Origin of the sequence: Microbulbifer sp. HZ11 (assembly GCF_000708675.1) — a bacterium.
Taxonomy (GTDB): Bacteria; Pseudomonadota; Gammaproteobacteria; order Pseudomonadales; family Cellvibrionaceae; genus Microbulbifer.
Genome location: NZ_JELR01000002.1, coordinates 127454 through 149748, shown reverse-complemented (window position 1 = coordinate 149748; position 22295 = coordinate 127454). Strand labels below are relative to the sequence as shown.

Below are 22295 nucleotides of genomic sequence, written 5' to 3'. Positions count from 1 at the left end.
TAAAGAAACCCGATTTTCCTATGGATAACTTTATCTTTATCGGTGTGATGCTGATTCTCGCCATCATCATCGGTTCCTTTCTGGGCATTTTTGCATTCGCCGAAGTCAGGCAATTGCGCCGCGAAGTCACTCGCCTGCGAGAGCGGCTGGATGAGGTCGTGGATGGGCTAGCACAACCTCCTGCCACAGTGTCTCCGCCTCAAGAGCCGGCACTGGATGAGCTGAAACTCGATATCGAAATTGACGAACCAGAAACGGCGAGGCCGGCTCCGTCCCCGGCTCCGCAGGCCCCTAGCGATAAGGCGCGCTGGTCGAGTGCTCAGAATGCCAGGCCCGGGGCGCCAACGAAAAGTGGCCGTGGCAACCCCATTGTCGAAAGTCTGCAGGAAAACTGGATGGTGTGGCTGGGCGGCGCCTGTGTTGCGTTGTCCGGGGTTTTTCTGGCCCGTTACGGTATCGAGCAGGGGCTACTGGGGCCGAAGGTGCGGGTGATCCTGGGACTGCTGACCGCGCTTGCTCTGTATGTGGCAGCAGAAGTGCTGCGACGCAAAACCGGTAACACCCACCCCACGTTTGCCGCACTCGCCGGTGGCGGCGCCATTACCGCCTTTGCCGCGGTATTGTCCGCGGTGCACCTGTACACCCTGGTGGAGCCCGGCGTGGCCTTCGGCGTACTGACGCTGGTGGCCCTGATCACCATGTGGCTGGCGCGACTGCATGGCCCGGTACTCGCCGCCATTGGCATGCTAGGCGCCTATGCGGTGCCCATTCTGGTATCCACTGGCTCAGGCAATGTGCTGGGTGCGATGGCGTACGCACTGATTATTTCCATCTCGGTATTGTTGCTATTGCGTTATGTATACCGCAGTTGGCTATGGCTCGGACTGATGGCTGGCGCGCTGATGTGGTGGTTGATTTCACTGGTCGGGCACCAGGCCGATGGCTGGCGCGGTCCATACCTGGCGGCGCTGGGATACCTGGTGATTGCGGTTATTCCCGGGAACTGGCTGCTGCGGGAGCGGCTGCCGGCAAGCGGGTCGTCGGCGGCACTGGTGCTGCCGAGCCTGCTGGTGATTGCGACGGCTCAGTGCTTGTCGATTTTCCGTGAAGGTATTGAGCTTTCGGCGGTTTCAGTTCTCTCTCTGCTCGTCACCTGGAGCCCGCTGGCCCTGGTAGCGCTGATCGCCGGGCGCAGAAATTCCACACTGGCGCCGGTGTCATGGGCGCTGTTCCTTGGACAATTGGCGGCCTGGTTCGCTAGCCGACTGGATCAGGGGGACGCGGTGCGCCTGTTACCTGTGGCCGCGGAGGTGCAGGGCGCTTTTCTGTCGTACCTGCTGGTCACTGCGGTTCTGTTCAGCGCTATGGCCATATACAACTATGTCTCAATCAATCAGGCGAAACAGGGTAGCCATCGCGCTGCAGGTGCCTGGTGGGCGTCCCTTGCGGTGATGGCCCCGCTGCTGTCTCTGCTGATCGGATACGCACTGGCTGGGGACTATCTCTCCAAGTTCTGGTGGTGTCTGTACGCCGCTATTTTTGGTGCGGTGTTTATGTTTTTGGGCAGTCGCGGTGTCGGCCGGCACTGGTCCCGGGGCATGGTGGTGTGGCTGTTTATCGCCGCCCATTTCGCCTACAGCCTGGCGGTGTGCCTGTGGTTGAAGCAGGCGAGCCTGACCCTTGCGCTGGCGCTGCAGGCAATTTCTCTGGCCTGGGTGATTCGCCGGTTTGAAGTGCCGGCGCTGGGCTGGCTGCTGAAAGCAGTACTGGTACTGGTGGTTGTGCGCCTTACCCTGAATCCCTGGCTGCTTTCCTATGACAACGTGGCCCACTGGTCCCTGTGGACCTACGGTGGTTCCGCCCTGTGCGCGTGGCTGGCTGCGCGTCTTTTGCGGGAATCTCAGTTGAACCTGGCCCGCTGGGCTGAGGCGGCGGCACTGCACCTGCTGGTACTGACTCTGTGGGCGGAATGTCGCTACTGGCTTTACGACGGCAATGCCCTGGCCGGGGAATACCGATTTGCCGAGGCGGTGATCAATATGTGGCTGTTTACCGCCCTGGGGCTGGTGTACTACCGCAAAAGCCTTATTGCCGGCAGCTTTGTCAACTGGTACGACCGCTACGGTCGGCTGCTGATGGCTGGGGGGCTGATCAATTACCTGTGGATTCTGCTGGCCACCGCCACCAGCGAGCCCTGGGCGTGGCGCGCCATCGGCGAGCGGCCACTGTTCAATATGCTGCTGCCGGCGTTTGCCGGGCCGGTGTTGCTGGCTTTCGCTGTGAGTCGTCTCTATCTACCTGCGGTACGCCGCTACGCGGCGCTGCTGGCGGCATTTGCGGCGTTTGTATGGGTATCCCTGGAGGTGCGGCACCTGTGGCAGGGCAGTATCCGCCTGGATACATCTGCTGCCACCGGTGAGCTCTACACCTATTCTGCGGTATGGCTGGCGTTGGCGGTCACGGCCATTTTACTGGGTAGCTGGCGCGGCTGGCGCAACTGTTACCAGGGTGGTATGGCGGTGCTGGCACTCGTCATCGTCAAGTTGTTCCTGGTGGATATGTCGGGTCTTGAAGGACTGCTGCGGGTGGCGTCGTTTATGGGGATGGGGCTGGCGCTATTGGGGATTGCCTTTCTCCACCAGAAACTGGGGCAGCAGCGGCCGGAAGAAACGGTTCAATAACCATTTCTGGCCAATAACCGCTTTCGTTGGGCAATTTTCCGGCGCTGTTGCGGTATACTGCGCGGCCGTTTTCCGGCGGCCATGCCGGGAGATGAGAGATTTGACGCGGGATTGGCGACAATCCCGGCGAGATAGCGTGTTTTGCAAGGAGATCAGCAATGAACAGTGTCAGCGCCACCGAGCGAGAGCAGGAATCTACCGGCTCTACATCTGCCATGGAAACAATGCAGGCCATGGGCCGTGCGGCCCGCGCCGCTGCCCGCCTGATGGCTCGCGCTGACACCGGAATCAAGAATGCTGCCCTCAAGGCCATCGCCACGGAGCTGAACAATCAGCGACCACAGCTGGCGGCGGCCAACGCCCAGGATATGCAGAACGGCCGCGACAACGGCCTGGATGCGGCCCTGTTGGACCGCCTGGAGCTGAACGATGCGCGCATCGACGCCATGATCGACGGGCTCAACCAGATTGCCGAGCTGCCGGACCCGGTGGGTGAAGTCAGCGACCTCAAATACCGCCCTAGTGGTATCCAGGTGGGCAAGATGCGGGTGCCTCTCGGGGTAGTGGGGATCATCTATGAGTCCCGCCCCAACGTGACCATCGATGCGGCCAGCCTGTGCCTGAAATCCGGTAACGCCACCATCCTGCGGGGCGGCTCCGAGGCGCTGCATTCCAACCGCGCCATTGCGGTCTGTATCTCTGCAGGCCTGAAGCAGGTCGGCCTGCCGGAAACCGCGGTACAGGTGGTGGGTACCACCGATCGCGCTGCGGTTGGCGCACTGATTAGCATGCCGGAATACGTGGACGTGATCGTCCCCCGCGGTGGCAAAGGGCTGATCGAACGCATCAGTAACGATGCACGGGTGCCGGTGATCAAGCACCTCGACGGTATCTGCCACGTGTACCTGGACGATCGCGCGGATACGGAAAAGGCGTTCAACATTGCTCTGAACGCCAAAACCCACCGCTATGGTGTGTGTAACGCCATGGAAACCCTGCTGGTGGCGGAAGCGGTGGCGGCAGAGTTCCTGCCGCGCCTGGCCGCGGCCTACGGGGAAAAGGGCGTTGAGCTGCGGGGTTGCGACAAGACCTGCGCCATCCTGCCCCAGGCACTGCCGGCAACGGAAGAAGACTGGGGTACGGAGTACCTGGCCCCGGTACTGGCGATTCGCGTGGTGGCGGATATGGACGGCGCCATGGAGCACATTGCCCGTTACAGCTCCGGCCACACCGAGGCCATTGTCACCGAGGACTACAGCCGTGCCCGCCGGTTTATGGCGGAAGTGGATTCCAGTTCGGTGATTGTCAATGCCTCCACCCGCTTTGCGGACGGCTTTGAATACGGCCTCGGTGCGGAAATCGGTATCAGTACGGACAAGATTCACGCCCGCGGGCCGGTGGGCCTGGAAGGCCTGACATCGCAGAAATGGATCGTGTTCGGGGACGGCCAGATTCGTCAATGAACCCGAACCTATAATGAACCAGACGTCAAAAACCCTGGCCCTGTTTGGCGGCACCTTTGACCCGGTGCACTTCGGTCACCTGCGTATGGCGCTGGAACTGAAGCAGGTCCTGGGTTTTCAAGAGATGCGCTTGCTGCCGTCCCATCAGCCGGCGCACCGCGCCGCCCCTGGCGTCACCGCAGAAAGGCGGCGGGACATGCTGGCACTGGCATTGCAGGGCTGCCCTGAGCTGGTGCTGGATCCACGCGAGTTGCAACGAGCCGGCCCCACCTACACGGTGGATACCCTGGAAGAACTGCGCAGTGAGCTGGGAGATCAGATCTCTATCAGCTTCTGTATGGGGATGGATTCCCTGCTGGGCCTGCCCGGTTGGCATCGTTGGCAGCGGCTGCTGGAGCTGGCGCATCTGGTGGTTGTCGCCCGCCCCGGATTCGACATCCCCGGCGAAGGGGAGGTGGCTGAACTGGTGGCGGCAAAGCGCGGCGCCTTGGTGGACATCCAACAGCAGCCAGCGGGCTCTATTTTGCTGCAGGAACTCAGCCTGCTGCCGATTTCCGCTACAGACATTCGCGCTCAAATTCACAGCGGTCATTCTCCGCAGTTTCTACTGCCGGAGCGGGTGCTGGACTACATTCAAACTCATCGGCTCTATCTGTAAGAAAGAGCTCGGATCTCAGACTAGAACGGCGGAGCCCAGGCTCCCGAAACAGGTGTTATGACGGATATCAGATCAATTGCGGTAAACGCACTGGAAGACCTCAAGGGTAAAGACATTGTATCCATGGACGTGTCGGAGCTCAGTGACGTGATGGACACGCTCATCATCTGCACCGGTACCTCCAACCGTCAGGTGAAGTCCCTGGCCAACAATGTGGTCGAGGACGGTAAGGAAGCGGGCATTCGCCCCATCGGTGTGGAAGGCATGGAGCAGGGCGAGTGGGTACTTGTCGACTATGGCGACGTGGTGATTCATGTGATGCAGGCGGAAACCCGCGGCTTCTATGACCTGGAAAAACTCTGGTCCATGACCCCGAACACCCGCGAGGATGCGGACGGGTCCGACCCTCACTAAGCCCCAGGTGTCTTTGTTCTTCCTATGAAGATTCGAATCATCGCCGCCGGTGGCAAGATGCCCGGGTGGGTGCAGGAGGGTTACAACGAATACGCCAAGCGCCTGCCCCGGGAACTGACCCTGGAAATGGTGGAAATCCCCCTCGGCAATCGCGGCCAGAAAAATTCCCCGGCACTGGCGGAAAAGGCCCGCCAGAAAGAGGGAGAGGCGATGCTGGCGGCGATCAATCCGCGGGAGCATGTGGTGGCGCTGGAGGTAAAGGGCAAGGCCTGGAGCACCGAGCAGCTGTCCCGAGAGCTGGCGGACTGGCAGATGGGCGGCGACAACGTCTGTCTGCTGATCGGCGGTCCAGACGGGCTGGCACCGGCGTGCGTGGCGCGAGCCAATCAGAAGTGGTCCCTGTCCGCGCTCACCATGCCCCATCCTCTGGTTCGGGTGTTGCTGGCGGAACAGATCTACCGGGCCTGGACATTGCTTGCCGGGCACCCATACCACAAATAACGGCTAGCCAGTTCCCTATCAGCGTCGCGGTAGAGTGAACTGCTGCCAGCACTGGTTGTCATATTTCTGTGGCGCGGTGTTCAACCGATTTGCCCGTTGACCTGTTTCGAATTTGGCGTCATCTCCGCCGTTATCTCCGCATGAGCGGCAAACTTGTGTACACTCCGTGGTCATTTTCGCGCCACCGAAGAATCTGTTTTCACCAGCATGTCTGAAAACCTGCACTTTAAAGATCACCACTCGGAACAGCGGCTATTCCGCAACCGTATGCTGGTGGCCATCTTCGGTGTCGTGGCGCTGCTGAGTGTGCTAGTGGCGCGTCTGTACAATCTGCAGGTAGTCAATTATGAAGACTACCGCACCCAATCCGACCAAAACCGTATCCAGGTTCGCCCGGTGCCGCCCACCCGCGGGCTGATCTACGACCGCAACGGGGAACTGCTTGCGGACAACCGCCCCAGTTATACCCTGTCGATCGTGCGTGAGCGGGTCAAAGACCTGGACGCGACCCTGGAGCTGCTCGGCCAGCTGGTAGAGCTGGATGATAGCGATGTAGAAAAATTCAAGCGCCGTCTACCTCGTCGCCGTCCATTCGAGCCCGTTCCCCTGCGCTACCGCCTGAGCGAGGAGGAAATTGCCCGTATCAGCGTCAATGAGTTTCATCTGCTCGGGGTGTCTGTAGAGGCGGAGCTGGTCCGCTACTACCCGGAGAGGGAACTGTTCGCCCACAGTGTCGGGTATGTGGGGCGGATCAATGAGCGTGAGCTATCGAGCTTTTCCGAGGAAGACGTGAGCCGCTACCGGGGCACCCAGAGTATCGGCAAAGTGGGATTGGAGCGTTCCTACGAGGACTTGCTTCTAGGTGAAGTCGGCTATGAAAACGTCGAGACCAATGCCCGTGGCCGGGTTCTGCGGGTGTTGGAACGCCAGGACCCCAAACCCGGCGCGGAGCTGACCCTGCACCTGGATACCCGTCTGCAACAGGTGGCGACCGAGGCGCTGGGAGATAGCCGCGGCGCGGTTGTGGCCATCGATGTGAAAACCGGTGGTGTACTTGCCTTTGTCAGCCAGCCATCCTTCGACCCCAATCTGTTTGTGACCGGCATCAGTTTCAAGGACTACAGTGCGCTGCGGGATTCCCTGGACGTGCCGTTGTTCAATCGCGTGGTGCAGGGGCAATATCCGCCGGGCTCAACCCTTAAGCCGATGATGGGGCTGGGTGGGCTCGCCGCGGGGGTCATCACCGCTGAGACCAAGGTGGCGGACCCGGGTTTTTTCAAGTTACCCAACGATTCTCGTATCTATCGCGACTGGAAGCGCTGGGGCCACGGCAAGCACGTGGATCTGATCCAGGGCCTGGCGCAGAGTTGTGATGTGTACTTCTGGGACATGGCGCATCGCTGGGGCATTGACGGCATGTACGATATCGCCACCCGTTTCGGTCTCGGCGAGAAGACCGGCATTGACCTGCCCCGGGAATATCCGGGGCTGTTCCCCTCACGGGACTGGAAGCGCGGCGCGCGCGGCGTGCCCTGGTTTCCCGGCGATAGCCTGAATGCGGTGCTGGGGCAGGGCTTTGTGCTGGCGACGCCTCTGCAGCTTGCGGTGATGACCGCCACCATCGCCAATCGCGGTACGCACTATCGGCCGCAGGTAGTAATGGCGGTGGATGGGATCGAACAGCCACCGGAGATACTGCACCACGTGGACGCTCGCCCGGAACACTGGGATCTGGTGTTCGAAGGTATGGAGGCGGTGGTCTACAGCACCCATGGCACCGGTAAGCGCGCCGGTGCCGGCCTCGACTTCAAGGTGGCGGGCAAGTCCGGTACTGCTCAGGTCGTCGGTATCGCCCAGGGGGAGAAATACGACTCCGAAGCGCTCAAAGAGCGCCATCGGGACCACGCATTGTTTGTGGCCTTCGCGCCGGTGGACGACCCGCAGATTGCGGTGTCGGTCCTGGTGGAAAACGGCGAGGGTGGAGGCAGAGTCGCTGCACCGGTGGCCCGGGAAGTGTTCTTTGACTGGATGTCGCGGACCTATGAGGATACCGCTATGGGCACAGGCTGGCGGCCGCCAATGTCGCCGTCCGCCTTAAACGGACACAGGGAGGCGGGGTAAGTGGCGAGCCGCGATTATATGAACCGGCTGCCGGATACCGGCAGTAGTCTGCGCCGCCCGGAAAGCTTTTCCCGCCGCTGGCATATCGACTTGCCGCTACTGCTGTTGTTGTTGGCACTGGCGGGTGTTGGGCTGGTGGTGCTCTACAGTGCAGCCGGCGAGGAATTCCATTACGTGAAACGCCAGGCTGTGTTTATGGGGCTGGCGTTTATCGGCATGCTCATTGCGGCGCAGATTCCTCTGGAATTTTATCGCCGCTGGTCCCCCTGGTTTTATCTGGCCGGCTGCTGCCTGTTGGTGGCGGTACTGTTTGTGGGTGTCGGTGCCAAGGGGGCCCAGCGCTGGCTGCAAGTGGGTGGGTTTCGCTTCCAGCCATCTGAAGCCCTCAAACTGGCGGTGCCCATTGCTGTGGCGGCCTATTTGCACAAACGCACATTGCCACCGTCGTTGCTGACGGTACTGGGCGCGCTGGTGATTATCGCGGTGCCGGCGGTACTGATCGTGCGTCAGCCGGATCTGGGCACCTCCATTCTGATCGCCGCCTCCGGCATTTTCGCCCTGTATCTGTCTGGTCTCAGCTGGAAGATGATCGGCAGTGCCATCGTCATGGGACTGATGGCGGCCTGGCCCATGTGGATGTGGGGACTTCGGGATTACCAGAGACAGCGGATTCTCACCCTGTTCAATCCGGATGCAGATCGGTTGGGCGCCGGCTGGAATATTTTCCAGTCCAAGGCCGCTATCGGCTCCGGGGGGTGGTCTGGCAAGGGCTTTATGCAGGGCACCCAGTCGCAGCTGGATTTCCTGCCAGAAAGTCACACGGATTTCATCATCGCGGTACTGGCAGAAGAGTGGGGAATGCGGGGTGCACTGATCCTGTTGGCCCTGTACCTGTTGATCATCGCTCGGGGCATCTATATTAGTTTTATGGCCCAGCACGTATTCGGTCGGTTATTGGCGGGCAGTATCACGCTGACCTTCTTCGTGTACGTGTTCGTGAATATCGGAATGGTGACCGGTCTATTGCCAGTGGTAGGGGTACCTCTGCCGCTAGTCAGCCACGGTGGCACATCGGTGATTACCCTGATGGCGGGGTTCGGTATTCTCATGGCCGTCAGCACGGAAAGGCGCAGAGTACTTTTCTGACGATGCAGGCTGGAATTCCATCGCGAACGCAAGAACGTGAGCCGGTTCAGGCTGCCTTCACTTTTTCGGGTGTATCGTGCCACTTTTTGGCGCGGTTGTAGTCACAATAGCCAAACGCACCGGTCACCGGTTGGCCAGCGGGCGCGACTGAACAGCAAACATCGATAAGTGAAAAGTAGTTGGAAGTACTTTATGAAGACAGGAGCGGTTGTTTTGAAGTGGACCACGGGATTGTTGGCCGGCTTGGGGCTGGTGCTTGGCGCCTGTGCCCAGGAGCAGGGGCACGATGAAAATGCCCAGGCCAAGGCCTTTGTGGATTACATGGTGGCCGAGCACAATTTCAGCCGCGATGAACTTCAGGGGCTGATGCGGGAAGCCAAGCGTAAGGAGTCCATTCTCAAAGCCATCAAGCGCCCGGCGGAAAAAGCCAAGCCTTGGTACGAATACCGCAAAATCTTCATTACCGACTCCCGTATTCGCGGCGGAGTGGACTTCTGGGATAAAAATGCCGAGGCGCTCAAGGCCGCTGAAGAAAAGTACGGGGTGCCACCGGAGCTGATTGTGGCGATCATTGGAGTTGAAACCCGCTACGGTGGCAATATGGGAAGCTACCGGGTAATTGATGCGCTTTCCACGCTCTCGTTCAACTATCCCCGTCGCTCCAAGTTTTTCACCAAAGAACTGGAAAATTATCTGTTGCTGACCCGGGATGAAAAAATCGATCCCACCAGCCTCAAGGGATCTTACGCCGGTGCCATGGGGTTCGGCCAGTTTATGCCGTCCAGTTATCGCCACTACGCGGTGGACTTTAATGGCGATGGCCGAGTGGATATCTGGGAAGATACCGAAGATGCCATTGGCAGTGTGGCCAACTATTTTGTGGAGCATGGCTGGAAGACCGGTGAGCCGGTCACCGTAATTACCCAGCCGTTACCCAATGCGGATATGACCATCGTCAACGATGATCTCAAGCCCAACTGGACGGTGGGTGAGGTTGAGGCCAAAGGCTTCCCAACCACGGCACAGGTGACCAAAGATATGCCGGCCAATGTGTTTTCATTGAAAACCGAAGACGGCGAGCAGTTCTGGATCGGGCTGAATAATTTCTACACCATCACCCGGTACAACCACAGCCGCCTCTACGCCATGGCGGTTTACGAGCTGGGGCAGGAAATCATAAAAGCCCGTGGCGGCCGGTCCTGAACCGCCGCGAGCTCCAGACAAAGTGAAAACATAACGAATTAGAGCGATAACACACGGTTGCGGGCGGCGTCTGCCCGGCACCAGGGGGAAGTCATGATAAAACCACGACTCGGGTTTTCCGCCCGAATAGGCGGCGCCTGTGCGCTGTTATTGCTGTCGGCCTGTAGCACCGTGCCACTGAACGATAGTGGCCGTGCCAAGGTGGAGCCGGATGATGTGCCTTTCGATCAGATCCGCGACAGCGGTCCGGCTGTCCCGGTAGACATGCTGGCGACTCCGGAGGTAACGCCGGTGCGTGAGCCAATAGGTGTCGCTGGTAACAAATCCCCATATGTTGTGAATGGCGTCAAGTATCGGGTGCGTGAGGATGTAAAAGGGTATCGTGAACGGGGCCACGCCTCTTGGTACGGTACCAAGTTTCACGGACGCAAGACCGCAAATGGTGAGGTGTACAACATGTACGCCATGTCTGCCGCCCACAAAACCCTGCCATTGCCAAGTTACGCAAAGGTCACCAACCTGGATAACGGCCGCAGTATCATCGTGCGGGTAAACGACCGCGGTCCCTTCGTCCCCGGGCGTATTATCGATCTCAGCTACACCGCTGCGCAGAAGCTCGGTTATATCGACAAGGGGGTAGCGCGCGTCGAGGTAGAGGCGCTCGACCCAGAAAGTCTGCCCAGTGCCATCGAAACCCTTGCTGTGGAAAAAGATGCCGCAGCACGCAAAGGGCTTCCGCAGGATGCCAGCTTCAAACTCCCCGATAATACCTACCTGCAGGTAGGTGCCTATAGCTCATCCAGTCAGGCAGAAGAGATTCGTGCGCAGCTCGCCGCCGCATTCGGCTATCCTGTATCCGTTAGTCCGGTAAATCGCGGCGGGAAAATGCTGTACAGGGTCCGGATTGGGCCTATTGAACAGCAGCGGGCACTGGCTGCCTTGAGGGAATCCGTTGAACAGAAAAACTTCGGTCAACCTCAGGTAGTGGTGGATTAACCCTTATACTCGCACCGTCTTTTTCCCTGGCAGGCGCCGGGGATCTGACACACATTGATTGCAAGGAATAAAGAGAGACCCATGTTCAAACGCTTATTTGCCTGTCTGCTCCTGATCGTCAGCGCCAGCGTGGCCCAGGCCGATAAACCCCTGATTCCCGCGCCCCCGCAACTTGCGGCTACCGCTTACATCCTGGTAGATGCCCACACCGGTCAGGTACTGGTGGAACACGACGCCGATAAACAGATTCCCCCGGCCAGCCTCACCAAGATGATGACCAGCTACATCGTTTCTGAAGAGCTGGAAAAGGGCACCATCAAAGAGCAGGACTCAGTCAATATCTCTGAGAAGGCCTGGCGCAAGGGTGGCTCGAAAATGTTCGTCAAGGTTGGCGACAAAGTGCCGGTCATTGACCTGTTGCGCGGCGTTATCGTCCAGTCCGGCAACGACGCCAGCATCGCTCTCGCGGAATACGTCTCCGGAAGTGAGGAAGTTTTCGCGGAAGTCATGAACCAGCAGGCGCAACTGCTCGGTATGGACGACACCCACTTCGTCAACGCCACCGGCTGGCCCGCGGAAGGGCACCTCACCACCGCTCGTGACCTCAGCAAACTGGCGCGCGCGTTGATTCAGGATCATCCCAGCCATTACGCGCTGTACTCGGAAAAATACTTCCGTTTCAACGGCATCAACCAGCCCAATCGCAACCGCCTGTTATGGCGTGATCCCGCTGTTGACGGCATCAAGACCGGTCACACTGAGGAAGCGGGGTACTGCCTGGTAGCCTCCGCGGTCAAGCGGGGTATGCGCCTCATCTCCGTTGTCGTCGGCACCGACAGTGACGAAAAGCGCGCTGCGGAAACCCAGAAGCTGCTTGCCTATGGATTCCGTTACTTCCAGACCCACAAGGTGTATGGCAGCAACGACGTCTTGCAGACCGAACGCGTATGGGGCGGTAAAGCCGACACCGTCGGCGTCGCCGTCTCCCGCGATGTTTTCGTCACCATCCCCCGCGGCGGTGAAGAGAGCATCAAAGCCGACCTGATCATTGACGGCGAGCTCAAAGCCCCACTGGCCAAAGGCCAGCAGGTGGGTAAAGTCGTGGTGAATCTGGACGGCGAGACTGTTGCCGACGTAGCGGCGGTGGTAGCCGAGGATGTGGAAGAGGCCGGCTTCTTCAAGCGCCTTTGGGATTCCATCAAGCGCTTTGTGATGGGGTTCTTCCAGTAAGTGAGTCCAAAACTCAAGAACGGACAAAACCAGATGCGAAGGCACTGCTAGCAAGGTACCGCCTTCTGAGACCTTCGCCGCCATGGATGGCGGTACAGAGCCCCCAGGGATGGGTGCACGGCGTGTCTCAGTAGGCGGTACCTGCTGGCAGTACCGCCACCGCACTTTCCAAGAACTAGAACCCGGCAACTGCCCAGCATGTTTCATCTGCAATCTATCATCCCTGTCCAGTGCCTCGTCGGCACTGTATAATCGCCGCCCGGCCGCAACTCTTGCCGGAATAGTGACCGGCGATCCCACTTCTGACCTGCGGCCCAGTGAGAGTGGTATGACCCAGGATTCAGAGCAGCAACCTCCCAAAATCGAGTTTCCCTGTGAAGACTACATGGTCAAAGTCGTACGCGACTCCGATGACCAGGTACACGAATTCGTTCTCGAAGTAATGCGCCGTCACGCCCCCGAGCTGGACGAGAGCAAACTGACGCTCAAGCCCAGCCGCAACGGCAAATTTACCTCAGTGACCTTTTACATCCTTGCCACCGGCAAAGATCAGCTGCAGGCACTGACCGACGAACTCACCGCCCACTCGGGCGTTTATATGGTGATTTGATGCCCGCTTCAGAACCGGTTATCACCAAACCGGCCATCTGCAATTTGGGCCGCCGCGACTACGAAACCGTATGGCGCGCCATGGCCCACTACACAGACAACCGCGGCAACGACGCCGAGGATCAGATCTGGTGTGTCGAGCACCCCCCGGTATTCACCCAGGGCCAGGCCGGCAAAGCCGAACACCTGCTCAACACCGGCGATATTCCCGTAGTCCAGGTCGATCGCGGTGGCCAGGTCACCTACCACGGTCCCGGCCAGCTGGTGGTGTACCCGCTGCTGGACCTGCGCCGCAGCAAAATTGGCGTGCGTGATCTGGTCACGGCTCTGGAAGAAGCCACCGTCGCGATGCTCGGGGAATTCGGCATTGCCGCCGCACCGCGCGCCGATGCTCCCGGCGTGTATCTGACCGAGGGCCCACGCGCTGGCAACAAGATTGCCTCTATCGGTCTGCGGGTACGCCGGGGCTGCAGCTTCCACGGTATTGCCATCAATATCGATATGGACCTGGGTCCCTTTCTGCGGATCAACCCGTGCGGTTACGCAGGTATGCAGATGGTACAGATGGCGGAAATTATCCAGCCCACCCCCCAGTGGGATGCGGTAGCGAAATGCTTTGTCGCGGCTCTGCTGGATAAGCTGCAGTTACCGGGAGCCGACTGGCAGCCGGTGGATGAGCGAATATTTGACGACTCCTCGTCTGACGAGAAAGTAATTGAGGCGGCCGCACCTACGCAGGCTGCCGAATCAGGAACCAACAATGTCTGAACGATTCGACGCCGACCAGTCCGAAGTCAAGGCGACCACCGTGAATCCAGGTGAAGGAAAGGGTGCCAGCGCCAAGCCGGAAATCACTCCGGTAAAACGCACCCGTCGCCTGCAACAGGGTGAAAAACTCCGCGATGGCGACAAGGTAGAGCGCATCCCGGTGAAGGTGATCGCTAGCGACCAGACACTGCGTAAACCGGACTGGATCCGGGTAAAGGTGCCTTCGGTCAAAGCGTCCAAGGAAGTGGATCGGATCAAGAGTATCCTGCGCTCGCAGAAGCTCGCAACCGTGTGTGAAGAAGCCAGCTGCCCGAACCTGGGCGAGTGCTTCAGTGGTGGTACCGCCACCTTCATGATCATGGGGGAAATCTGTACCCGCCGCTGCCCCTTCTGCGATGTGGGCCACGGCAAACCAAACCCGCTGGACCCGGATGAGCCGCAGCACCTGGCCGAAGCCATCGCCGCCATGAGCCTGCGCTACGTGGTGATCACCTCCGTAGACCGCGACGATCTGCGCGACGGCGGTGCCGAGCACTTTGCTGAATGTATCAAACGCTCCCGCGAACTGTCGCCCAATCTGCAGGTCGAGATTCTGACTCCGGATTTCCGCGGGCGTATGGATATTGCTCTGGATATTCTGGAAGCGGACGCTCCAGACGTATTCAATCATAACCTGGAAACCGTACCGCGCCTCTATCGGGAATCCCGCCCGGGTGCCAACTACAAGTGGTCGCTGAAACTGCTGCAGGAGTATAAAAAGCGTCGCCCGGATGTGCTCACCAAATCTGGCCTGATGGTAGGACTCGGTGAGACCAGGGAAGAAATTTTTGAAGTGATGGACGATATGCGCGCGCACGATATCGACATGCTCACCATCGGTCAGTATCTGCAGCCGAGTAAAGAACACCTGCCCGTGCAACGTTACGTGCACCCGGATGAGTTCGAAGACTATCGCGTGTATGCCGAGAAAATTGGCTTTAAACACGCGGCCTGTGGGCCAATGGTACGCTCGTCTTACCATGCAGATAAGCAGGCGCACGGTGAAGTCGTCAGCTGATTAGGTACGCTGCCTGAAAAATCCCGGCCTGGTGTCGGGATTTTTTTTGCCCAATTTTTACTGTGATATCCCCCTCGTTTTACTTCCGTAACGGTTCACGCTGGTGATCCAGAAAAAATAAATTATTTCTCAACTGTAAAAAAATGGCCTGAAACTCATCTTTTTACGGGGTTCATTTTCTTTTTCCGCACGTTGCATCAGAGCGTCTCGAATGAGAACGCACTATGAAAATACTATTGAAAATACGTTGTTTCGCCGCTTTTTATCGGGGAATTGGTGCCTATCAATTTTCCACAGATCGATGATCGGTGGTGAATCAGTTACAACGACCGGAGAGAAAAATGGAAGCAAGTGTTTCGGGTAAACGACCCTTTCAGCGGCAATCGCTGTACCGGGCCTGCGCCAAGGCCGGGTTGGCCTTCTGGCTGGCCTCGTCATCGGCTGCGTTGATGGCGGCGGAAGCGGAAATGCGGATTGTCAGTGACTGGGGCGGTGGATTCCAGGGGGAAATTCTTGTCGTCAATGACGGCAGTGAGCCACTTACCGACTGGACTGTATCATTCGACATGGATGTGGATATCAACAACCTGTGGAACGGTGTGCTCGAGTCGCAAAGTGCCAGCCAATACGTTGTGGCAGCCGCCTCGTACAACAGTACCATTGCACCCGGCGGTGAAGTGATCATAGGTTTTATCGCCAACCCCGGCGGCCAGGCACCCGTGCCGGTGGTTGTGGATGGAAATGGTGGTGGTTCTTCCTCGGGCGGCTCGTCCAGTAGCTCCTCGTCCAGCTCCTCCAGTTCATCCGGCTCCTCTGGCGGCAGCTCTTCCAGTTCCTCGAGCTCCTCCGGTTCGTCGGGTGGTTCAAGTTCCGGCAGTGGTTCTTCCAGCTCCTCCAGCTCATCCGGTGGCTCCAGCTCAGGTGGCGGCTCGTCCAGCTCGTCCAGCTCCTCCGGTGGCAGTTCCGGTGGTGAGCCCACGGCAGGTCGTTTCCGTGTGGACGCAACCGGTAATATCACCAAAAACGGAGAAGTCATCCCGGTAAATTGTGGTTCCTGGTTCGGTCTGGAAGGGCGTCATGAGCCGTCCGATGCAGAAGTGAACCCCAGCGGTGCGCCTCTGGAGCTCTACGTGGGCAACACCTTCTGGGCCAACGGCAGTGCGGGTACCGGTCGTACCATTCAGCAGACCATGAGTGAGATCACCGCAATGGGAGTGAACGTGGTGCGCTTCCCGGTGGTACCGCAAACACTCGACCCCAACGATCCGCAGGCCAGCGGCGAAGTGTTGAAGAACCATGAATCTGTGCGTGTACCTAATGCGCGCCAGGCGATGGAAGAATTTATTATCGCCGCAGATCAGAACAACATTGAAGTCATGCTCGATGTGCATTCCTGCTCCAACTATGTGGGCTGGCGTGCGGGTCGCCTGGATGCCCGTCCTCCCTACGTGGATGCGGATCGGGAAATGTACGATTACCCGCGGGAAGACAGCTCTTGTGCCGCCACCGGCAACCCGGATTCCGTCACCAATGTGCAGGCGTATAACCGCGACATCTGGCTGGATAACCTGCGTGAGCTGGCTGGCCTCGAAGAAGCGCTGGGTGTGGATAACATCATCGGTATCGATATCTACAACGAGCCTTGGGACTACACCTGGGAAGAGTGGAAAAGCCTGACCGAAGATGCGTTTGCTGCTATCGACGAAGTCAGCCCGCATATGCTGTTGTTTGTGCAGGGTGTTTCCGCCACTGCCGGTAATCAGGACGGTACCCCGGACACCATTGTCCAGGTGCCGCACGGCAACGAACTGACCAACCCGAACTGGGGGGAAAATCTGTTTGAAGCCGGTGACAATCCGCCGGATATCCCCAAAGACCGCCTGGTATGGTCACCGCATACCTATGGTCCGTCCGTATTTGTGCAGAAAGGCTTTATGGACCCGGTGTCGCAGCCGGAATGTGAGGGCCTGGAGGGCGATGCGGCCGGCGATGCAGACTGTAATATCGTGATCGATGAAGAGTTGCTGCGCGCCGGTTGGGACGAGCACTTTGGTTACCTGCGGGAAATGGGCTATGCCATTGTGGTCGGTGAGTTCGGCGGCAACCTGGACTGGCCGGCAAAAGCCGCTCTGCGCGATCAGGCGCGCTGGGATCACATTCAGCCGGGTGTGGTTGATGCGCAGTGGCAGGATACTTTTGTCGATTACATGGTCGAGAAAAATATCCAGGGCTGCTACTGGTCCATCAACCCGGAGTCTGGTGACACCGGTGGCTGGTACGGCCATGCCTACGACCCGCAGAGCAATACTGCCGGGTGGGGTGAGTGGCTTGAGTTCGATCAGCGGAAAACCAATCTGTTGAACCGCCTGTGGGGCAATGCACCCGAGCAGTAACTGCAGAGAGTAATCTAGAGGTTGCAGTTGAGGGCTGGCAGAAAGCAATCTGCCAGCCCTTTTTCATTTGTGGCAAGGGCAGCACTCGGTTGCGTGTGCAGATGAGGCTTACTGTCGGGGCTCAGTGGGCGTAGGTCAGGCAGTTGACGGAGTCGCCACTGTAGCCGAGTTCTATCTGATCTGCGCCGCACTCGAAATCGACATTATGGCTGCACCCGGTGACCTTGCAGGCGCCAACACCGGCATTGCGTTCGCGCTTGGTGTGATGGCTGTTGCTGAAATAGGTGTCACAGTCCGGACTGGTGCCATCGCCGACCGTAATGGCGCGGGCGTGGCAGGCGGCATCGGTGTTGTAAGCGCATTCGATGGCGGTACAGCTGGATACTTCGGGCATATCGGTGGCGATGATCATGGCGCGATACTCTTTGATAATTGTCGAAGGGCCAAACTTCCCCATTAAGCCTAGTTCAGCATCGTGCCGAGTCAAGCCACGTGGGAGCGATCGATTGCCGGCCAACTGATCTACCGGGGCTCGAGGGTCTCAAGCGCACCATACGCTTCGACCTTTCTCCAATTGCCCCGGGGCCATTCCATCGGGTATACAGGTACGCCGAACCGGTTGCGCGAGGAACTCATGATCGGCACATCTCTGTTGCTGTTGTTTGCCCTGCTTTACGTGGCACTCCTGTTTGTGGTTGCCTGGCGGGCAGGGCGGCATATGGGGTGGATCCAGCATGTGCGCCCACTTCTGTACGGCCTTACCCTCGCGGTCTACTGCAGCTCGTGGACGTTTTTTGGCGCCGTGGGACAGGCGGTGAGCGATACCTGGAGCTACCTGCCAATCTATCTGGGGCCTATTCTGCTGTTTCTTTTTGCCGGCGGCTTTTTGCACAAGCTGGTTCAGGTGGGGGAGCGCCAGAAGATCACTTCCATCGCCGACTTTATTGGCTCCCGCTATGGCAAAAGTCGCGGGCTATCCGCTTTGGTCACCCTGTTGGCGATTGTTGGCAGCCTGCCGTATATCGCGCTGCAGTTGCGCGCGGTGACCATGGGCTGGGAGGTTATTGGCGGCGGTGATAGTGGTACGGACAGGTTTGCCAGTTTGGATACGGCACTCGCCACCGCGCTGTTGATGGGGTTGTTCGCGATACTGTTCGGTACTCGTCACCTGGAAGGGCGGGAACGCAATGTGGGGGTGGTGGCGGCCATCGCCCTGGAATCCCTCGTCAAGCTATTCGCCTTCGCTGCGGTGGCAGTGCTGGCTCTGTGGTTGTTAATTACTGGTGGCAGCGGATTGCCCGAAGTACCCTGGCAACCACAGCTACAATGGCTGATGCCGGATATTAATTTCGTTACCCAGACGCTATTGGCGATGGCCGCGATCGTCTGTCTGCCGCGCCAGTTTCATATGGCTGTTGTGGAATATCGCACGCCGGAAGATCTGCATACTGCCCGCTGGCTGCTGCCAGCCTATCTCGCCTTGTTTTCTATTTTGATTTTACCGATATCTCTTGCCGGCCAACCGTTGGTGGCAGCGGGGTTGAGTTCACCGGATACCCTGGTTCTGACTTTGCCGTTGCAGGCCGGTAGCACCGCGCTGACCACCCTCGCGTATATCGGAGGTTTCTCTGCCGCCACAGGAATGGTGATCGTTGCAGTATTGACGCTCTCGATCATGGTTTCCAATGAGTTGGTAGCGCCGCTTTGGCTATTCCTGAGTCGATTTACTCGCCTGACGGCGGTGTCTTTGGGCACACATCTTCGACTGATCCGCAGCCTCAGTATCCTTTTGCTGATGTTGATGAGCTGGGGTGTACACCACGGAATCTCCGGAACCGAAGCGTTGGCCTCTATTGGACTACTGTCGTTTGCCGCCGCGGCGCAACTGGCCCCTGCACTGATTGCAGGGCTCTATTGGCCACGGGCACACCGCCGCGGTGTCTGGGCCGGGTTGATCGCTGGTTATGGCCTGTGGTTTTTCTGCCTGGTACTTCCCTCCATGTACCCGGAATCGGATGTTTTGCGTCACGGTTTATTTGGAGTTGCTTTACTTCATCCGCAACAGCTGCTCGATGTTTCTGGGTTGGACCCGTTGAGCCATGGGGTTTTCTGGAGCCTGTTGGGGAATATCCTGCTATTGGTCGGTGTGTCGTTTTCCTGCCGACAGAACGAGAATGATCGGCGGCAGGCGCGGGCGTTTGTCACGCCTGCCCGGTCCGGGGAGCCGGCACCGGATCTGGTGCCTACCGGAATCCGCATGGGGCAGGTACGTAGCTTGCTGCAACCTTTCGTCGGGCCGGCGCGACTGGAGGAAATCTGGAATGATTTTGAGCTGCGCAGTCAGCAGCGACTGTTGCCGGATGATGCAGCCTCGCGCTTTGTGATTGCTGACGCCGAGCACATACTCGCGGGTATTGTGGGTTCCGCGGCGGCGAATCAGGTAATGGGGCTGCTCTATAGTAATCGCCCGCTGAAACTGGAAGACATTGCACGGCTGGTGGACCGTACCTCTCAGCGCCTGCGCTTTAGCCAGGAATTGCTGCAGACCACGGTGGAAACCATCAGCCAGGGAATCAGTGTGGTGGATGCGGATCTGAGGCTGGTAGCCTGGAACCGGCAGTACCTCGAACTGTTCGATTACCCGGAGCGGTTGTTGTATATCGGTTGTCCGGTGGCTTCCCTGTATCGCCACAACGCGCAGCGAGGGTTGTACGGTGATTCTGATAACCCCGAAGCGTTGGAGGCCCATGTACAGCGGCGCCTTGATCTGCTGCGCCACGGCAGCGCCCACCGCTTCGAGCGTCGTCTGCCCAGTGGTGCCATTGTCGAGGTGCGCGGCACACCCATGCCTGGTGGCGGCTTTGTAACAACCTTTACCGATATCAGTGAATACCGCGCAGCGGTGGATGCCCTGGAAGAAACCCGCCGCAGTCTCGAAGACCGGGTGCAACAGCGCACCGCAGAACTCTCCGAAAGTAATCGTGCGCTGCAGGAAGAAAACCGCCGCCGCGGGGAGGCGGAAATCAAAATTCGCGAACTGCATTCGGCAAAAACCCGTTTCCTCGCCCACACCAGTCACGATCTGTTGCAGCCGATCAATGCGGCGCGCCTGTTTATTGCCTCACTGCAAAACAAGGCTGCCGCCGGCAGCTGGCGGGAGATGGGTGACGACATTCACTACATCGACAGCGCACTGACGTCTGCCGAGCAATTGATTGGCGCCCTGCGGGAAATCAGCCGACTGGACGCGGGCAACCTGACACCGAAGCGGGACCATTTTCCCCTGCGTCATTTACTGGATGGCCTCAATGCGGAATTCTCCGCACTGGCCAGCGAGCGCGGCCTGACGCTGCACTATGTGCCTACCGACGCCTGGGTATACAGCGACCGCTATCTGTTGCGCCGGATTTTGCAGAACTTCCTGAGCAATGCGATCCACTACACCGCGCGCGGCCGCGTGTTACTGGGGGTGCGTCACCGCTCAGACCCTGCGGGAAATTCGTTGCTGGAAATTCAGGTGTGGGATACCGGTCCCGGTATTACCGACGACGCCAAAGAACAGATCTTCGATGAGTTTGTGCGCCTCGGCAGCAGCGAGCGCAGTGCCGATAAAGGCCTTGGTCTGGGTCTTGCCATTGCCCGCCGCAGTGCGGATCTGTTGGGCCACCAGTTGGGGTTGGCGTCTACCCCCGGGCGCGGTTCCATGTTCAGTATTCGCGTGCCGGTGGGCGAGCGTCGGGTAGCGCCGGTGGAATCCGATAGCGCCAGTGAAGCGGAGAATACGTCCGCTATACCTGTGCTGTGTATCGACAACGAGCAACAAATTCTGCGGGGTATGCAAAGTCTGCTGAGTGGCTGGGGGTGCCGGGTGGTTACGGCAGCGTCTCTGGATGAAGCGCTGGAAAACTGGGGCCAGCGCAAGCCACCGGCGCTGGTGATTGTGGATTACCACCTGAATGGCGGGGCGACGGGTGTCGATGCATTGGAATCGCTGTGCGAACACTGGCAGGTCGAACTGCCAGGCATTGTGGTGAGTGCGGATACGTCCGAGGAAGTGCGCAGTGCGGCCACCGGCCGCGGCTGGTTCTACTTACCCAAGCCGGTCAAGCCGGCGGTATTGCGTAACCTGGTGCGGCGATTAGGGCGGAGGTAGTCTTGGCTGTTCTGGGGATGGTGGATGCGCTTCGCTTATTCACCCTACAGGGCGGACTGCGGGGTAAGAACCGTAGGTTGGATAAGCGAAGCGCATCCAACAAAGCCGGGCTTTGAATCAATTGACTGAATTGTTTTTGGCTGCGGGTTTTTGCGGCGGGGCGAACTGCCCTGGCGCTTCCACATCCAGGCTGCTCAGTGCCAGTACTGCCTGGGTGCGGGAGTTGACGGCCAGCTTGCGAAATAGCGCGGTGAGGTGAGCTTTTACGGTGGCCTCGGTCACCTGCATTTCATAGGCAATCTGCTTGTTCAGCAATCCTTCTGCCAGCATGGTGGCCACGCGAAACTGTTGCGGTGTCAGCGTGGCGATCACATCCACCACTTCATTTTCTTCCGCACTATTGCCGGCTTCATAGCGGTCTGCAACTGCCGGCGGTAACCAGATTTCTCCGTTCAGGGTCTGCTGTAGGGAAGTGGCAATCTGTTCTACCGGGGCAGATTTTGGCAGAAAACCACAGGCGCCGTAATCGATGGCGCGGCACATGATTTCCGGCTTTTCATTGGCGGAGACCACCATTACCGGCAGTTGTGGATACTGGCCACTCAGAAAAATAAGCCCGCTGAAACCGTGGGCCCCGGGCATATGCAAATCCAGTAGCAGGAGATCGCAATCCGGGTGCTCGGCCACGCACTGCTGCAGGCTCTGCATATCGCAGGCTTCATGAATGGTCGCGTCGGGAAAGCTTTGCTGTATGGACAGGCGCAGGGCATTGCGGAACAGGGGGTGGTCGTCCGCAATAATAAATTGTCGGGCCGGGTGTCCGCTGTCGCTTTGCCCGGAAGCGGCTTGATTGTTCATCGCTTTGCATCCCTAGCGGGAGATTTTCCCGGCTCACTTTCACA

The 22295-nt window shown here is 58.8% G+C and carries 17 protein-coding genes; 15 read left to right on the top strand and 2 right to left on the bottom strand.

Features of this window, described 5'->3' with window-relative positions; genetic code table 11:
• Positions 1-20 precede the first annotated feature (20 nt).
• The 14 genes from AU11_RS08475 (at position 21) to AU11_RS08405 (ending at position 17240) form a co-directional block, all read left to right on the top strand.
• Complete coding sequence (locus tag AU11_RS08475; protein ID WP_043318684.1) at positions 21-2681, top strand: DUF2339 domain-containing protein; 2661 nt, start codon at positions 21-23, stop codon at positions 2679-2681.
• Positions 2682-2839: 158 nt separating this feature from the next.
• Positions 2840-4144, top strand: a complete 1305-nt coding sequence (locus tag AU11_RS08470) for a glutamate-5-semialdehyde dehydrogenase (protein WP_081848022.1) — start codon at positions 2840-2842, stop codon at positions 4142-4144.
• 13 nt (positions 4145-4157) lie between these two features.
• Entirely contained in the window at positions 4158-4802 is a 645-nt protein-coding gene (gene nadD / locus AU11_RS08465) for a nicotinate-nucleotide adenylyltransferase (protein ID WP_043318683.1), read from the top strand.
• A 57-nt stretch (positions 4803-4859) separates the two neighbouring features.
• The gene (gene rsfS, locus AU11_RS08460) at positions 4860-5216 is read left to right on the top strand and encodes a ribosome silencing factor (RefSeq protein ID WP_043318682.1); all 357 of its coding nucleotides are present in this window, start codon (positions 4860-4862) and stop codon (positions 5214-5216) included.
• Between the two features lie 24 nt (positions 5217-5240).
• Positions 5241-5717, top strand: coding sequence for a 23S rRNA (pseudouridine(1915)-N(3))-methyltransferase RlmH (gene rlmH, locus AU11_RS08455; protein WP_043318681.1), 477 nt, complete (start codon positions 5241-5243; stop codon positions 5715-5717).
• A gap of 207 nt (positions 5718-5924) precedes the next feature.
• Complete coding sequence (mrdA, locus tag AU11_RS08450) at positions 5925-7838, top strand: penicillin-binding protein 2 (RefSeq protein ID WP_081848169.1); 1914 nt, start codon at positions 5925-5927, stop codon at positions 7836-7838.
• A complete protein-coding gene (gene rodA / locus AU11_RS08445; RefSeq protein WP_231491774.1) occupies positions 7839-8984 on the top strand; it encodes a rod shape-determining protein RodA in 1146 nt (381 codons plus the stop codon).
• Between the two features lie 213 nt (positions 8985-9197).
• Positions 9198-10187 carry a lytic murein transglycosylase B gene (gene mltB / locus AU11_RS08440; protein ID WP_043318680.1) on the top strand — a complete coding sequence of 330 codons (990 nt, stop codon included), beginning with the start codon at positions 9198-9200 and terminating at the stop codon, positions 10185-10187.
• A 93-nt stretch (positions 10188-10280) separates the two neighbouring features.
• Entirely contained in the window at positions 10281-11183 is a 903-nt protein-coding gene (locus tag AU11_RS08435) for a septal ring lytic transglycosylase RlpA family protein (RefSeq protein WP_043318678.1), read from the top strand.
• Between the two features lie 81 nt (positions 11184-11264).
• Positions 11265-12413 (top strand): D-alanyl-D-alanine carboxypeptidase family protein, encoded by a 1149-nt coding sequence (locus AU11_RS08430; protein ID WP_043318676.1) that lies wholly within the window; start codon positions 11265-11267, stop codon positions 12411-12413.
• Between the two features lie 328 nt (positions 12414-12741).
• Positions 12742-13023 carry a YbeD family protein gene (locus AU11_RS08425; RefSeq protein ID WP_043320255.1) on the top strand — a complete coding sequence of 94 codons (282 nt, stop codon included), beginning with the start codon at positions 12742-12744 and terminating at the stop codon, positions 13021-13023.
• A gap of 80 nt (positions 13024-13103) precedes the next feature.
• Positions 13104-13790, top strand: coding sequence for a lipoyl(octanoyl) transferase LipB (lipB, locus tag AU11_RS08420; RefSeq protein WP_369797828.1), 687 nt, complete (start codon positions 13104-13106; stop codon positions 13788-13790).
• Entirely contained in the window at positions 13783-14847 is a 1065-nt protein-coding gene (lipA, locus tag AU11_RS08415; RefSeq protein ID WP_231491771.1) for a lipoyl synthase, read from the top strand. Before lipB ends, lipA begins: the two co-directional genes overlap by 8 nt.
• 341 nt (positions 14848-15188) lie before the next feature.
• Entirely contained in the window at positions 15189-17240 is a 2052-nt protein-coding gene (locus tag AU11_RS08405; RefSeq protein ID WP_156035232.1) for a cellulase family glycosylhydrolase, read from the top strand.
• 121 nt (positions 17241-17361) lie between these two features.
• Here AU11_RS08405 and AU11_RS08400 read toward each other — a convergent pair whose 3' ends face one another.
• Positions 17362-17652, bottom strand: coding sequence for a DUF1540 domain-containing protein (locus tag AU11_RS08400; protein ID WP_043320249.1), 291 nt, complete (start codon positions 17650-17652; stop codon positions 17362-17364).
• Positions 17653-17874: 222 nt separating this feature from the next.
• Here AU11_RS08400 and AU11_RS08395 point away from each other — a divergent pair, with 222 nt between their 5' ends.
• On the top strand, positions 17875-21393 hold the full coding sequence (locus AU11_RS08395) for a PAS domain-containing hybrid sensor histidine kinase/response regulator (protein ID WP_081848021.1): 3519 nt from the start codon (positions 17875-17877) through the stop codon (positions 21391-21393).
• A 117-nt stretch (positions 21394-21510) separates the two neighbouring features.
• Here AU11_RS08395 and AU11_RS08390 read toward each other — a convergent pair whose 3' ends face one another.
• Positions 21511-22251 carry a response regulator transcription factor gene (locus tag AU11_RS08390; protein ID WP_051687103.1) on the bottom strand — a complete coding sequence of 247 codons (741 nt, stop codon included), beginning with the start codon at positions 22249-22251 and terminating at the stop codon, positions 21511-21513.
• Positions 22252-22295 lie beyond the last annotated feature (44 nt).

What these genes read in the sequence shown, in the direction of transcription:
- AU11_RS08475 (WP_043318684.1), top strand. Translation starts at nt 21, where the DNA reads ATGGATAACTTTATCTTTATCGGTGTGATGCTGATTCTCGCCATCATC.
- AU11_RS08470 (WP_081848022.1), top strand. Translation starts at nt 2,840, where the DNA reads ATGAACAGTGTCAGCGCCACCGAGCGAGAGCAGGAATCTACCGGCTCT.
- nadD (WP_043318683.1), top strand. Translation starts at nt 4,158, where the DNA reads ATGAACCAGACGTCAAAAACCCTGGCCCTGTTTGGCGGCACCTTTGAC.
- rsfS (WP_043318682.1), top strand. Translation starts at nt 4,860, where the DNA reads ATGACGGATATCAGATCAATTGCGGTAAACGCACTGGAAGACCTCAAG.
- rlmH (WP_043318681.1), top strand. Translation starts at nt 5,241, where the DNA reads ATGAAGATTCGAATCATCGCCGCCGGTGGCAAGATGCCCGGGTGGGTG.
- mrdA (WP_081848169.1), top strand. Translation starts at nt 5,925, where the DNA reads ATGTCTGAAAACCTGCACTTTAAAGATCACCACTCGGAACAGCGGCTA.
- AU11_RS08435 (WP_043318678.1), top strand. Translation starts at nt 10,281, where the DNA reads ATGATAAAACCACGACTCGGGTTTTCCGCCCGAATAGGCGGCGCCTGT.
- AU11_RS08430 (WP_043318676.1), top strand. Translation starts at nt 11,265, where the DNA reads ATGTTCAAACGCTTATTTGCCTGTCTGCTCCTGATCGTCAGCGCCAGC.
- AU11_RS08425 (WP_043320255.1), top strand. Translation starts at nt 12,742, where the DNA reads ATGACCCAGGATTCAGAGCAGCAACCTCCCAAAATCGAGTTTCCCTGT.
- lipB (WP_369797828.1), top strand. Translation starts at nt 13,104, where the DNA reads ATGGCCCACTACACAGACAACCGCGGCAACGACGCCGAGGATCAGATC.
- lipA (WP_231491771.1), top strand. Translation starts at nt 13,783, where the DNA reads ATGTCTGAACGATTCGACGCCGACCAGTCCGAAGTCAAGGCGACCACC.
- AU11_RS08405 (WP_156035232.1), top strand. Translation starts at nt 15,189, where the DNA reads ATGGAAGCAAGTGTTTCGGGTAAACGACCCTTTCAGCGGCAATCGCTG.
- AU11_RS08400 (WP_043320249.1), bottom strand. Translation starts at nt 17,652, where the DNA reads ATGATCATCGCCACCGATATGCCCGAAGTATCCAGCTGTACCGCCATC.
- AU11_RS08395 (WP_081848021.1), top strand. Translation starts at nt 17,875, where the DNA reads ATGATCGGCACATCTCTGTTGCTGTTGTTTGCCCTGCTTTACGTGGCA.
- AU11_RS08390 (WP_051687103.1), bottom strand. Translation starts at nt 22,251, where the DNA reads ATGAACAATCAAGCCGCTTCCGGGCAAAGCGACAGCGGACACCCGGCC.